The 13,317-nt window shown below is 55.4% G+C and carries 9 protein-coding genes and 1 rRNA gene; 2 read left to right on the plus strand and 8 right to left on the minus strand.

All coding sequences use genetic code 11. From position 1 onward, the window contains the following. The first annotated feature begins 143 nt into the window (after positions 1 to 143). Complete coding sequence (locus tag M8013_RS01285; RefSeq protein ID WP_271266029.1) at positions 144 to 1,466, plus strand: MFS transporter; 1,323 nt, start codon at positions 144 to 146, stop codon at positions 1,464 to 1,466. Between the two features lie 121 nt (positions 1,467 to 1,587). On the opposite strand, the gene M8013_RS01290 is transcribed toward M8013_RS01285, so the two are convergent. Together M8013_RS01290 and pdeH are read right to left on the minus strand one after the other, a co-directional pair. Then, the gene (locus M8013_RS01290; RefSeq protein ID WP_271266030.1) at positions 1,588 to 3,630 is read right to left on the minus strand and encodes an AsmA family protein; all 2,043 of its coding nucleotides are present in this window, start codon (positions 3,628 to 3,630) and stop codon (positions 1,588 to 1,590) included. A 118-nt stretch (positions 3,631 to 3,748) separates the two neighbouring features. Beyond that, positions 3,749 to 4,519, minus strand: coding sequence for a cyclic-guanylate-specific phosphodiesterase (pdeH, locus tag M8013_RS01295; RefSeq protein WP_271266031.1), 771 nt, complete (start codon positions 4,517 to 4,519; stop codon positions 3,749 to 3,751). Between the two features lie 232 nt (positions 4,520 to 4,751). Here pdeH and kdgK point away from each other — a divergent pair, with 232 nt between their 5' ends. After that, positions 4,752 to 5,681 carry a 2-dehydro-3-deoxygluconokinase gene (kdgK, locus tag M8013_RS01300; RefSeq protein ID WP_271266032.1) on the plus strand — a complete coding sequence of 310 codons (930 nt, stop codon included), beginning with the start codon at positions 4,752 to 4,754 and terminating at the stop codon, positions 5,679 to 5,681. A gap of 111 nt (positions 5,682 to 5,792) precedes the next feature. Here the strand turns inward: kdgK and M8013_RS01305 are convergent, their stop codons facing one another. The 6 genes from M8013_RS01305 to rrf all read right to left on the minus strand — a co-directional run bounded on the left by M8013_RS01305 (position 5,793) and on the right by rrf (position 13,317). Continuing rightward, positions 5,793 to 7,235: a M16 family metallopeptidase gene (locus M8013_RS01305; RefSeq protein ID WP_271266033.1), complete on the minus strand. Its 1,443-nt coding sequence runs from the start codon at positions 7,233 to 7,235 to the stop codon at positions 5,793 to 5,795. A 226-nt stretch (positions 7,236 to 7,461) separates the two neighbouring features. Further along, entirely contained in the window at positions 7,462 to 8,748 is a 1,287-nt protein-coding gene (locus tag M8013_RS01310) for a dicarboxylate/amino acid:cation symporter (RefSeq protein WP_271266034.1), read from the minus strand. Positions 8,749 to 8,906: 158 nt separating this feature from the next. Then, entirely contained in the window at positions 8,907 to 10,916 is a 2,010-nt protein-coding gene (hmsP, locus tag M8013_RS01315; protein ID WP_271266035.1) for a biofilm formation regulator HmsP, read from the minus strand. A 139-nt stretch (positions 10,917 to 11,055) separates the two neighbouring features. Then, on the minus strand, positions 11,056 to 12,018 hold the full coding sequence (gene birA / locus M8013_RS01320) for a bifunctional biotin--[acetyl-CoA-carboxylase] ligase/biotin operon repressor BirA (protein WP_271266036.1): 963 nt from the start codon (positions 12,016 to 12,018) through the stop codon (positions 11,056 to 11,058). Beyond that, entirely contained in the window at positions 12,015 to 13,043 is a 1,029-nt protein-coding gene (gene murB, locus M8013_RS01325) for a UDP-N-acetylmuramate dehydrogenase (protein WP_271266037.1), read from the minus strand. The genes birA and murB overlap by 4 nt, the downstream gene beginning before the upstream one ends. A 158-nt stretch (positions 13,044 to 13,201) precedes the next feature. Beyond that, positions 13,202 to 13,317 (minus strand): 5S ribosomal RNA (rrf, locus tag M8013_RS01330).

Consider the following 13,317-nt stretch of genomic DNA (forward strand, 5'->3'; position numbering starts at 1 on the left):
ATTTCATAGATGCGATTTTCCTGGTCTGAAAATTATTCGCTTTTTGGGCTTTTTTTCGCCTTCCGCTGCGTTTGTTACAGATTGAAATGTCGCTTTTGCTGTGCGTAATATGGCCTTTCGTTCGCCAAATATAAGAAAAGTTTATGCAAGCAACCGCCACAACACTCAATTCACAGCAGGAAGACGTCCCGGTAAATTCGCGCAATAAAGTTGTCGTTGCGTCGCTGATTGGCACTGCCATCGAGTTCTTCGACTTCTATATTTACGCCACCGCAGCGGTCATCGTATTCCCGCATATTTTCTTCCCGCAGGGCGACCCGACGGCGGCCACCCTGCAATCGCTGGCAACCTTCGCCATCGCCTTTATTGCCCGCCCTATCGGCTCTGCCGTGTTCGGCCACTTCGGCGATCGCGTGGGCCGCAAAGTGACGCTGGTTGCTTCGCTGCTGACGATGGGGATTTCAACCGTGGCCATCGGCCTGCTGCCGACCTATGAAACCATCGGTATTCTGGCTCCGCTGCTGCTGGCGCTGGCGCGCTTTGGTCAGGGTCTGGGGCTGGGCGGTGAATGGGGTGGCGCGGCGCTGCTGGCGACCGAAAACGCCCCGCCGCGCAAGCGTGCGCTGTATGGATCGTTCCCGCAGCTGGGCGCACCGATTGGCTTCTTCTTTGCCAACGGCACCTTCCTGCTGCTCTCCTGGCTTTTGACCGACGAGCAGTTCATGAGCTGGGGCTGGCGTATTCCGTTTATCTTCTCGGCAGTGCTGGTCCTGATCGGCCTGTACGTGCGTGTTTCTCTGCATGAATCACCGGTGTTCGCCAAAGTGGCGGCGGCGAAAAAACAGGTAAAAATCCCGCTGGGTACGCTGCTGACCAAACACCTGCGCATGACCGTGCTGGGCACCTTCATCATGCTGGCGACCTATACGCTGTTTTATATCATGACCGTTTACTCCATGACGTACAGCACCGCCCCGGCACCGGTTGGCCTGGGCCTGCCGCGCAATGAAGTCCTGTGGATGCTGATGATGGCGGTGATCGGGTTTGGTGTGATGGTGCCGATTGCCGGGCTGCTGGCAGACCGTTTTGGCCGCCGTTCCAGCATGATTGTCATCACCTCGCTGATTATTCTGTTTGCGCTGTTCGTCTTCCCGCCGCTGTTGGGTTCTGGTAACCCGGCGATGGTGATGGCGTATCTGCTGATTGGCCTGAGCCTGATGGGGCTGACGTTTGGTCCGATGGGGGCACTGCTGCCCGAGCTGTTCCCGACCGAAGTGCGTTATACCGGAGCATCGTTCTCCTATAACGTCTCTTCTATTCTGGGTGCCTCCGTTGCGCCGTACATTGCGGCCTGGCTGCAAACCCACTACGGTCTGGCCTATGTTGGGTTCTATCTGGCAGCCATGGCGACGCTGACGCTGATTGCGCTGCTGCTGACCCACGAAACCCGTCATCAGTCGCTGTGATTTCTGCGGCCTGATGCCCTCACCCCGGCCCTCTCCCACAGGGAGAGGGCGCCGACCGTGCCCATTTTTTTGTGGGGATTTATCAGCCCCAGGGAGACGGTGAAAACGGTGATTTCCCTTCTTATTTCTTCATCTGCGCCAGAATGGTCTGGCACTGATTGACCTGCCCCTCGGACGGGGAGATCAACGCCAGTAACGCAGCCGCTGGCGTCACCAACGTGGCCAGGGCTGCCGCAACCGCACCGCGCGCAATCAATGGCCCTGCCTTCACACCCGCCTGCGGGTTCTTGAATGAACCACGAACATACAGCGGCGAGCGCAGCGTGACGATGCGGATCCCTTTACTCTCCGGGTCGATGGTCAGATCCAGCTGTTCCGAAGCCATGCTGGCGCTACCGGTGATATTGATCACCGAGTTTTCCGTATCAAAGGCAAAGATTTGCGGGCGAGCAACGCCGTTGACCAGATCGATGTTGGCCGCTGCACAGTTGACCCGCACCTCGTCATCACCAAAAATCTGCCCAATCACGAAGTTGCCCACGTTAAGCCCGAGGATCTCCATCAGGTTACGGCTCACCAGCCCGTCGTTCATCAGCAGCTTCAGGTTGCCATTACCGTTACCCAACAGCGCCGCAACCGAATTCCCCGTCCCGCGGATCGTCGCATCCCCGTTCATCTCGCCGAGCGTTTTCTGCATCAGTTCGACATCAGGCATCAGCTCCTTGAGCTTCAGCCGCCGCGCCTGGATATCGGCCCGGCCCTGCATCGGCTTTTTATCCCCTTCCAGGCGAATATTCGAAGTGATGGTGCCCCCGGCCATGCCAAACTTCAGCGGCTTAAGCTGCAGGTCGGCATTTTTCAAAATGATATGGGTCGAAAGGTCACTCAACGGTAAGCTGCTGCCATGCTCAATGCGACGGCCCTTAAAGCGCACGTCCGCATCCATCACATCCCATTTATCGGTTTCGAAGCGGTCGTTAGGCAGCACTTTGCCTGACGGCTGAACGTCCTTGCGCACCTCTTTGGTTTTGGTGCCTTTACCCGAATCTACGCCAATCAGCGGCCCTAAATCGGCCAGTCGCAGCTGGCGTGACTCCACGTCGCCCTCAAGCTTCGGCCGCGGTTTGCCGGTGGTGTAGGTCAGTGAGCCATGCACATCGCTGTCGCCGATGCGGCCATTGAAGTCGCGATAATCAAAGACTGAGGATTTTTCGCTGTCGATTTTCGCCACCAGATGGCCGTCGGTTTCGAACGGCGGGGTATCCGGCAGCAGCACGCCGGTCAGGTCGTACAGCTCTCCCAGCGAATCACCGGAGAATTTCAGGCGCAGATCGACACCCCCCATCTTCATCGGATCGTTCACTGTGCCCACAAATGCCACCCGAGTGTTACCGGAACGGAAATCGGCCTGCACCGGGAACGGCGTACCTTCGCTGCGCAGCGCCAGCACGCCGCCGATTTTTCCGCTGCCGCTCAGCGGTTGCTGGTTGTAACGCCCTTGTGCCTTCAGGCCAAAGACGTAATCCCCCACCTTCACTTTTTCATCTTTGCTCTTCGCGCCGGTGACTTCACTGAAGGGCAGCGGCTTGCCTAACGGATCGACGAAGATCTCCATCTCGGTTTTGCTGATCGCATCATCTATGGCGACCCGTCCACGATCGAAAATAATATTGTCGAGCCGGAAGGACCATGCCGAAGGCTGAGCGGCGGCCTCTTTGTCGTCGCTGCCGGCAAGATTAAAGGTCCAGTTATTGCTTTTTTCCGACACGCGGATCAGGCGGGCGTCCGGCTGCTGCAGTTTGATCCACGGCAGATAGACGGTTTTGGTGAGCAATGCGAGCGGTGCCAGAGTGGCTTCGACGCGCGGCAGATGCACCATGGTGATCTCAGGGATATCCGGCGGATTGCCGAGGATAACATCGTTGGCATGCACGTGTGGCCAGGGTATCCAGCTGCGCCAGCCGGTTTCGCCCTGCTGACGCTCCCACACCACGCCAAGATCGCCGCGAATGGCGAAGGGGCGGTTCAGTTCAGTCGAGACTTTCTGGTTGATGGTCGGTTTGAGGCGGTTCCAGTCAAATGTCGCAATTACAACAATAGCCACCACAATCAACAACAAGAAGATCCCCCCAGTCCAGGTCATAATCTTCGCTGTTTTTGTCATTCCACACTCTGCCTGTTTTACCTTGCCAGTCATGAATATAGTTCAGACAAGGAAAAAGGGGCGGCAGCTTCCCATAATAGCGCGTTAACCACGCGCTATTATGGGAAGCTGCCGGGGCTTACAGAGTGATGATAACGCTGTCGAGCGTCTCCATCGGTACCGGGCGGGAGAGGAAATAGCCCTGCGCCGCAGCGGCAGGTGAGTTTTGCACGTCACGCCACTCTTCCAGCGTCTCCACGCCTTCGACAATCACCCCCTGACAGTAGCGGTTCATCAGCTGCAGCAGCAAGGTGAACAGGTTCTGGCCTTCCGGGGTCTGGCGCAGCATGATGAACAGGTCGCGTGCCACTTTGATGTAGTCGTAGCGCACTTCGCTCAGCGCGGAAAAGTTCGCCATACCGGTGCCGAAATCATCCAGCCACAGCGGGCCAAACTCGCACATGGTGGCAAACGAAGAGTCCTGCGGCAGACTGACGTGTTCCACCAGCTCAAAACGAAGCCAAGGCAGTTGTTCAGTCATTTTTTGCAGGCCTTCATCCTGGCGCATCGCCAGCAGCGTGGGGCCATCGACGTTCACCGACGCCAGGATCCCGCTGGTTTTGAAAAAGTCCTGCCTGGCTCCCAGCATAATGAGCTGCTCTTCCAGCACGTCCAGACGCTGGCGCACGGGGATCTGCGCAAAATAGCGATCCGGCGCGATCCGCTGACCGGGGTTTGACGGGTGGGTCACAACGGTCAGGATCTCAATCGCCATCAGACTACCGTCAATGCGGTAGATGGGCTGGTAAGTATAAGCACGCTCACATTGCAGCCAATAGCGATGCTCCTGCAAGTTCTCAATACTTGCTTCCGGGATGCTGAGCAGCTGGATGTCCTGCTTTAACTTCATGTCAGATATCCTGTTGAATGGGGAATGACCTGTCGGGACGCGTCAATGGGTTATCGGCGTATGGCAAGAGAACTTTATGTCGCGATGCGGGTGAAAATGAAATTCTGATGACAGAATAAAATGCGGAACATGCTCTGGCTCAAATATATAATGGAACGTCGTTTTAATATTGTTGACCCCACCGACCCTCCAGCGCAAAATAATCGCAATTTAACTCTTCAGGTTCACGACTATGTCCAAAAAAATTGCCGTGATTGGCGAATGCATGATCGAACTGTCCCAAAAAGGCGCAGAAGTCAGCCGTGGTTTTGGTGGCGATACCTTAAACACCTCGGTGTACATTGCCCGTCAGGTTGATGCTGACGCGCTGGCGGTCAACTACGTGACTGCGCTGGGAACAGACAATTTCAGCCAGCAGATGCTTGACGCATGGCAGAGTGAGAACGTGGACACCTCGCTGATTCAGCGCATGGAAAACCGTCTGCCGGGTCTCTATTACATCGAGACCGACAGCACCGGCGAGCGCACGTTCTACTACTGGCGTAACGAAGCAGCCGCCAAATTCTGGCTGGAAAGCGACAGCGCAGCGCAGATTTGTGAAGAGCTGGCGAACTTCGATTATCTTTACCTGAGCGGCATTAGCCTGGCGATCCTCAGCGAGAGCAGCCGTGACAAACTGCTGTCCCTGCTGCGTGAATGCCGCGCTAACGGTGGCAAAGTGATTTTCGATAATAACTATCGTCCGCGCCTGTGGGCCAGCCGTGAAGAGACACAGCAGGTTTATACCCAGATGCTGCAGTGCACCGATATCGCCTTCTTAACGCTCGATGACGAAGATGCCCTGTGGGGTGAGAAGCCGGTTGACGAGGTGATTGCCCGTACCCATGCCGCTGGTGTGGCGGAAGTGGTGATTAAGCGTGGTGCGGACTCATGCCTGGTGTCCGTTGCGGGTGAAGCCGTGGTTGAGGTTCCGGCAGTGAAGCTGGCGAAAGAGAAAGTGATTGATACTACTGCGGCCGGAGATTCCTTCAGCGCAGGGTATCTGGCGGTACGTCTGACGGGCGGTACGCCAGAAGCAGCCGCGCAGCGTGGTCATCTGACCGCCAGCACGGTGATTCAGTATCGCGGGGCGATTATCCCGCGCGACGCGATGCCAGAATAAAAGCAAAACGGCAACCCTGAGGTTGCCGTTTTTAGTGTTTGTACTCTCTCCCCGTGGGAGAGGGTCAGGGTGAGGGCATCAAACCGCACTCCCTAAGCTCTCCACCTCGCGTTACGGCGTTGCCGCAGGCTGCGCAGGCCCCATAATGCCATCCCACGTTTCCTGCAGATCCTTCATGTTGTACTCCGGCTCGCCTTTCGGCTGCAGCAGAACCAGCGACATATCCTGAGAAAGCTGCTGACGCAGATCCTGACTCAGCATCTCCGCCGTCAGGCTGTTAAGGAAGTCCTGACGCAGCTTCTGATACTGCTCCGGCGCGATATCCACAACCTGGTTTTGCAGCGAACGGATCCGCTGGCTGATCAGGACATCGGTATCGGTACGGGCATAGGTGGCAAACAGTTTTTGCAGCTCGAGGTTTTTCTGCGCCACCAGCGCGTTGAACTCCTCCTCTGAAAGCCCGTTCTCACGCACTTTCGCCAGCTCTTTTGCCACCACCGCCATGTTGGCGTTCAGCTTATCGCCAGGCGATTCCACATTGATGGCGCACTGAGCACGCTGGAACAGCACCCGGCAATCGAAGCCAAGACCAATATCCTTGGTATTGTTTTTACTCAGCGTTTGCTGGACATGCCAGAACAGCGCCTCACGGGCCAGGTCAGCGCGCCAGTAGCGCAGCAGAGCGGCAGACTCACGAATCGGCTGCCACGGGCTGTCCCACATGATAGAGAGCCGATCCTGACGTACGGAATCGGTCATAATGCTGACCGGCTCTGCGCGCAGCGGCGACAAAGTCGGAACCGGAGCCGGCGTGGTACGTTTGCCTTTCAGCTCGCCAAAGGTTTTGCCAATCTGCTCAATAACCGAGCGGCTGTCCACGTTACCGACCACAATCAGGGTCATCGCATCCGGGGTGTACCACGTCTGATAGAACGATTTAACCTGCTCAATATCGACCGGCTGCTTTAACGGTTCTGCTGGATCGTGTCCCAGCAGCGCAGAGCCTTTCAGGCGATATCGCCACCAGCCGTCTTTGGTATCCGCAGGCCAGGTCGCGACCATATCGCTGTTGCTCAGCGCGTAGTTCACCGTTTCCGGCGTAATCGCGACGCTACCGGCCGTATCGGACAGCCACGTCAGCGCTTCTTTCAGCAGGTCGTTACGGTTGTTGGGCAGGCTGAGGTTAAACATGGTGTAGTCATAGGAGACGACCGCTGGCGGCAGCGGGCGTTTCGGGTCGATGGCCTGTTGCCACAGTGAACGCACCTGTACTCCCTGCAGACTGCCACTTTGGGTCAGTGCCAGACGAGGCAAGAAGTGACTGAAGCCGCTTTGCTGGGTGCTCTCGGTCAGGGAACCGGTATTCAGAGAAAGGCGGATTTCAATGCGATCGCTGGGGCGCTGTGGCGTGGCTAAAACCTGCCACTGAAAACCGTTCGCCAGTGTTCCCTGTTGCCAGGCCGGGTCCGGCTGGAGCGCGTCAGCCTGCACGTAACTGGCTGCTGCCATCATCAGCAAACCGCCGGTTAAGAGTCGAATTTTTGTGCCCTGCATGTGAACCCCTGATCAACATTCCTGGTTGCAAAGAGTGCCACACGCCCTGTCGCACTCTAAATATAATGTTCAAAACACTCCGATTAGACCGCGCGTTCAATGAAACGTCACGGCAAGAAGTGAAATTAACCTGAAATAAATCATATCGAAATATGACAAGTATACAGGGGTCATTATGCGCAGGAGCCCGCACCCCGACAAGGGAATGCGGGCCTGAGAGAAGATTTTAGGAGGACAATCCGTGTGTTTTGCCATCTGGCGCACGATTATTCAGCGTATCGTCGAGTTTTTTGTGGTCCAGCTCCTTCACCCACTTCGCCACCACCACCGTCGCCACACCGTTGCCTACCAGGTTGGTTAACGCACGGGCCTCAGACATAAAGCGATCGATACCGAGGATCAGCGCCAGCCCGGCCACCGGCAGATGACCCACCGCAGAGATAGTGGCCGCCAGCACGATAAAGCCGCTGCCCGTCACCCCTGCCGCCCCTTTGGAAGAGAGCAGCAGCACCACCAGCAAGGTTATCTGATGGAAAATATCCATGTGGCTGTTCGTCGCCTGGGCGATAAACACCGCCGCCATCGTCAGATAAATAGAGGTGCCGTCCAGGTTAAACGAATACCCGGTCGGAATGACCAGCCCCACCACTGATTTGCGGCAGCCCAGCTTTTCCATCTTATCGAGCATTCGCGGCAGCGCCGATTCGGATGAGGAAGTACCCAGAACGATAAGCAGCTCTTCGCGGATATAGCGGATAAATTTAAAGATATTAAAGCCCGCCGCACGCGCGATACCGCCCAGCACCACCACCACAAACAGAATACAGGTGATGTAGAAGCAGATGATCAGCTGACCCAATTGCACCAGCGACCCGACGCCGTATTTACCGATGGTGAACGCCATCGCGCCGAAGGCGCCAATCGGTGCCAGACGCATAATCATATTGATGATGCCGAAGATCACCTGCGAGAAGCTTTCGATGACGTTGAAAATTAGCTGGCCTTTGCTGCCCAGGCGATGGAGTGCAAAGCCAAACAGCACGGCGAAAAGCAGCACCTGCAGAATGTTGCCACTGGCGAAGGCACCGATCACGCTACCGGGGATCACATCCAGCAGGAAGGCGGTCACGCCCTGATCTTTGGCCTGCTCGGCATAGATCGCGACTGCTTTGGCATCCAGCGTGGACGGGTCGACGTTCATACCCGCACCCGGCTGGACCACGTTGACAATCACCAGCCCGATAATCAGGGCGATGGTGCTGACCACTTCGAAATAGAGCAGCGCAACCGCACCCGTGCGGCCCACGGCTTTCATGCTTTCCATACCTGCAATACCGGTCACCACGGTACAGAAAATAACCGGGGCGATCACCATCTTAATCAGCTTAACGAAGGCATCGCCAAGCGGTTTCATTTGGGCGCCAACTTCAGGGTAGTAATGACCCAGCAGAATACCAATAGCGATAGCGGTCAGTACCTGAAAGTAGAGACTTTTGAAGAGAGAGGTTTTCATAAGATGTCCTTGGGAAGAAAAGCCGCAGGATTTGTAGGGTTAAAGAACACCTGCGGCCTTAAAATAGCACCCATAAATCAGGACAGATAGAATCCCACTCTCATTTTGAAACGAAAATGTTAAGAATTTTGAGCTGACTCGTACAAGCCAGCAACATTTCAGTCATTACCCTGATGGCCATCGGGATCAAGATAACGTCGCTCGAAGAGATCAACCGGAACGGCTTTGGCAAAGAGATATCCCTGGCCAAACTCGACCCCGGCCGTGGCTAGCCATTCGCGCTGCGCTTCGGTCTCAATGCCTTCGGCAATAATCCCCAGCTGCAGACTGTGCGCCATCTGAATAATCGCCTGCACCAGGCTGCTGTCGTCAGGGAGCCCGTCGACAAACGTCTTATCGATTTTCAGCACGTCTACTGGCAGGGTTTTCATGTGTTGAAGCTGTCGCAACCCGGCATAACCCATGCCGAAATCATCCAGCGCGATGCGCAGCCCGGCATTACGCAGCGGGCGTAAAATGGCCACTGCCTCATTGGGGTCGTCAATACGACGGCTCTCTGTCACTTCCAGGAACAAGGTATCCGGTCGGATCCGGAAGCGATGAATCAGCTCAAGTAGCTCCGTAACCATGGTTGGGTGCATCAGCTGCAGCGCTGACAGGTTGACCGACAGGGGCATCATAATTCCCCGCGACTGCCAGGCGGACAGTAAACGACACGACTCTTCCAGGACCCAATGACCCACGGCAACGATCAGACCACAGCTTTCAATCCGGTCAATCAGCCCTTCGGGAAGTTCCCAACTGCCGTCTGCCTGTCGCATGCGCAGCAACGCTTCAGCACTTTTCACCCGACCGGTGCTCAGATCTACCTGCGGCTGCAGCCAGATGGCAAAGTCATTGCGGTCCAGCGCCATCAGAATATCGTTCTCTTCCGACAGCCGCTGTTGAGCTTTTTCCATCTGCTCAGGGTCGAAGAACTCAATCTGATTCTTGCCCTTATGGCGGGCAGTAAGGGCCGCAGAAAATGCGCGGCGGTAGATTTGTTCCGCCGTCAGATTACCGTGGAACATGGCAATCCCGATGCTGGCGCTTGGCCGCAACTGGATCCCCTGAACCGGTAGCCGCTCATTTATGACAGTGAGCACTTGCTGACCCAGTGTAATAGCGTGCCACGGCTCTGTAATACCATTGGCAATAATCACAAAGTCATAGCCCGACACCTGGGCCAGCACCATCCGGGGGGTAATCGCGGATTTGAGTTTTTCGACCAACGTCAGCAGCAACATTTCGCGCTGGCTCTCTTTCAGCACACCCGCCGTATCCTGCAACGTTTCACAGGCGACCACAATCAGCGCCAGGCTCTGCTGACGCTTCATCGCCTGCTCCAGCAACACCATCAGAAATGCTTTGTTGGGCAGGTCAGAGACCGGGAAACGGGTCGCGTTGTGGCTCAGTTCTTCATGCTGGCGCAGGATCCGCTGCTGGTTAAGATTGTAGCTGCGCACCAGCATGCCGATTTCGTCATCATGATGCAGGCGACGTGGCAGGGCGAGCTGATGCCCTACCTGCTGCTGTGGCGAGAGGGCATCCAGCTCACGGGCAATACGGCGCAGCGGATGGACAATCAGTCGGTTAATGCACCATGTCAGCGCGACGGTAAGCATCAGCGTGAGCAATAAGTAAGTGGTCACCAACGTTGATACCCAACTGAGCACGAATTTGTACATCCGCCAGGAATCGGATTGCAGGACCAGGTAAGCCAGAGGCTGTGGGTTGACCGGACGCTGAAGGGAATAAACCGGCAGCGAAATTTGCACCGGCAGTTCAAACAAGCGCTTCACCATCACCGGCACCGGGCGCTCAGGAATAAAGTTCATCCGCAGCGCCTGGAATTGATTCGGCAGGACCACATCCGCCTGGCTGACAATACCGCCCGGCTGAATGCTCTTAATAATGGATTCCGCCTGGGGAATATCCCCTTTCAAAATGGCGGCAGAAAGGGGCTCACGTATTGAGCGAGCGATGCTTTCAAGCTGCGTAGCCGTGTTATAGCGATTCTGCTGAATGGCGTGAAACAGCAAAATGACGCAAAAAACGAAAACAAACACCATGGTGACGGCAGTAACCATCGCCATTTGTTTGATAGTTAAAGAACGGCTGACGCGCAAAATGACTCTCCAGAAAGGCGAAACGCAGGGTAATCAACTGTCACCCCGCTGCTTTCAGATTATACCCCATCACAAAGTGTTTAAGAGAGGGTAACCAATTGTTTAGGGATTATTCTGGATACCCTTTCGGTGCCTGATCTTATTCGGCACTGCGCAGCGAAATCTCACCGCCTACCCACGGTTTTATCACCCCATCCTGCTCGAGTAATAACGCCCCCTGGGCATCGATACCGCGCGACGTACCGTAGATTTCTTTATCGCCAATAATCAGTTTCACCGGGCGATGAACAAAGTTATCCAGCTTTTCCCAGCGTGCAAGGAACGGCGTTAATCCATCCTGCTCGAAGGCGTGAAGAGCATCGCGCAAGTCTCTGATGATACGCACCGCAAGGACGTTGCGATCGATGGAGATCCCCGCTTCCTGCAGATTGATCCAACCCTGATTGATGACATCCGCCTGCACGTTTCGCATCACCAGATTGATCCCCGCGCCGATCACGATCTGCGCTGCATCACCTGTTTTACCTGTTAACTCAACCAGGATCCCAGCAAGTTTACGATCGTTAAGATAGAGATCGTTTGGCCACTTCACGCGCACTTTTTCCGCGCCGAGCGATTGCAGCACTTCTGCCAGCACGATGCCAATTACCAGGCTGAGCCCTATGGCAGCAGCGGGACCTTGCTCAAGACGCCAGTACATTGACAGATACAGATTGGCGCCAAAAGGTGAAAACCATTTGCGCCCACGTCGACCCCGCCCGGCCTGCTGATACTCTGCCACGCAGCTGTCGCCAGACTGTAACTCGTTGAGCCTGTCGAGCAGATACTGGTTGGTCGAATCAATCACCGGTAACACGACAACGTTATTGTCGGTTATCTGACCGCGAATAATGGCTTCATTCAGTAACTGAATGGGTTCCGGCAGGCTGTAACCTTTTCCCGGCACGGTAAAGACATCCACTCCCCAGTCACGCAGGGTCTGAATATGTTTATTAATGGCCGCGCGGCTCATACCCAGACGCTCACCAAGCTGTTCACCAGAATGAAAATCGCCATCCGACAGGATAGAGATCAGCGTCAGGGGAATAGTATTGTCTTTCACGCGATAGCCTCCACAGCGTTCACTTCGCCACGACATCCGATAAAGCGCACTTCAGGCTCAAGCCAGACGTTAAACTTCTCGCCAACCAGCAGGCGAACCTGATGCGCCAGCTGCACGACGTCGTGACTGGTGGCGTTATTTTCGTTGATCAGCACCAATGCCTGCTGGCGGTGCACTGCGGCACCGCCGTAGGTGGTGCCTTTGAGCTGGCATTGATCAATCAACCAACCTGCGGCCAGTTTGACGCTGCCATCAGCCTGCGGATAGTGCGGTGCATGAGGCCATTGCGCGAGCAAGACTTGTGCTGTTTCTGCCGTGACGACCGGGTTTTTAAAGAAGCTGCCCGCATTGCCGTTCACTTTAGGGTCGGGAAGTTTGCTCATCCGCATATGGCAGACTGCAGCAAAAATCTCTTTAGCAGTGACCGTCGCAGGATCCAGACGGGTTAAATCACCGTAGGAGAGAACCGGCTGCCAGTTTTTAGTCAGCCGCAGACCCACCGCGACAATGACAAATTTATCCTGATAATCATGCTTGAATACGCTGTCGCGATAGCCAAACTGACATTGTTCGGCGCTCAGACGTACCGCCTGTCCTGTTGCCAGTTCGATACAGTCAACGTATTCGCAAACATGCTTAAGCTCGATGCCATAGGCACCGATATTTTGGATCGGAGAGGATCCGGCACAGCCAGGGATTAGCGCCAGGTTTTCCAGCCCGGGTATCCCGTTTTCGAGGGTAAATTGCACCAGATTATGCCAGTTCTCACCGGCACCGACGTGCAAATGCCAGCAATCTTCTGCCTCCTGCACGGCAATCCCGCTAATGCGATTGACGATCACTGTACCGGCAAAATCATCCAAAAAGAGAACGTTACTTCCCTCACCCAGAATGAGAACGGGCTGTTGGTTTCGTGTGGCGTGATTCCATGCGGCCAGCAGTTGCTGGGCATTGTCAGCCTGTACGATCTGATGAGCATTTCGGTCAATGCCGAAGGTATTCCAGGGCTTAAGGGAGTGATTCATAGACGCTATCCAGATGCAAAAACCGGGATAGTTTACCGTATATGTCAGGTATTAGGGGATATGTTTGTCGAACGAGGACGTTGCGTGCAGCAAATTTTGTCGATGACAAAAACGCAAAAATCCCTGTACGTCAGTACAGGGATTTTCACTTATTTGATGCCTGGCAGTTCCCTACTCTCGCATGGGGAGACCCCACACTACCATCGGCGCTACGGCGTTTCACTTCTGAGTTCGGCATGGGGTCAGGTGGGACCACCGCGCTAAAGCCGCCAGG

It is taken from the genome of Silvania confinis, assembly GCF_025564085.1.
Taxonomy (GTDB): domain Bacteria; phylum Pseudomonadota; class Gammaproteobacteria; order Enterobacterales; family Enterobacteriaceae; genus Enterobacter; species Enterobacter confinis.

Excerpts from the sequence above, each read along its gene's own strand:
- murB (WP_271266037.1), bottom strand. The coding sequence starts at position 13,043 with ATGAATCACTCCCTTAAGCCCTGGAATACCTTCGGCATTGACCGAAAT.
- M8013_RS01290 (WP_271266030.1), bottom strand. The coding sequence starts at position 3,630 with ATGACAAAAACAGCGAAGATTATGACCTGGACTGGGGGGATCTTCTTG.
- kdgK (WP_271266032.1), top strand. The coding sequence starts at position 4,752 with ATGTCCAAAAAAATTGCCGTGATTGGCGAATGCATGATCGAACTGTCC.
- pdeH (WP_271266031.1), bottom strand. The coding sequence starts at position 4,519 with ATGAAGTTAAAGCAGGACATCCAGCTGCTCAGCATCCCGGAAGCAAGT.
- M8013_RS01305 (WP_271266033.1), bottom strand. The coding sequence starts at position 7,235 with ATGCAGGGCACAAAAATTCGACTCTTAACCGGCGGTTTGCTGATGATG.
- M8013_RS01285 (WP_271266029.1), top strand. The coding sequence starts at position 144 with ATGCAAGCAACCGCCACAACACTCAATTCACAGCAGGAAGACGTCCCG.
- M8013_RS01310 (WP_271266034.1), bottom strand. The coding sequence starts at position 8,748 with ATGAAAACCTCTCTCTTCAAAAGTCTCTACTTTCAGGTACTGACCGCT.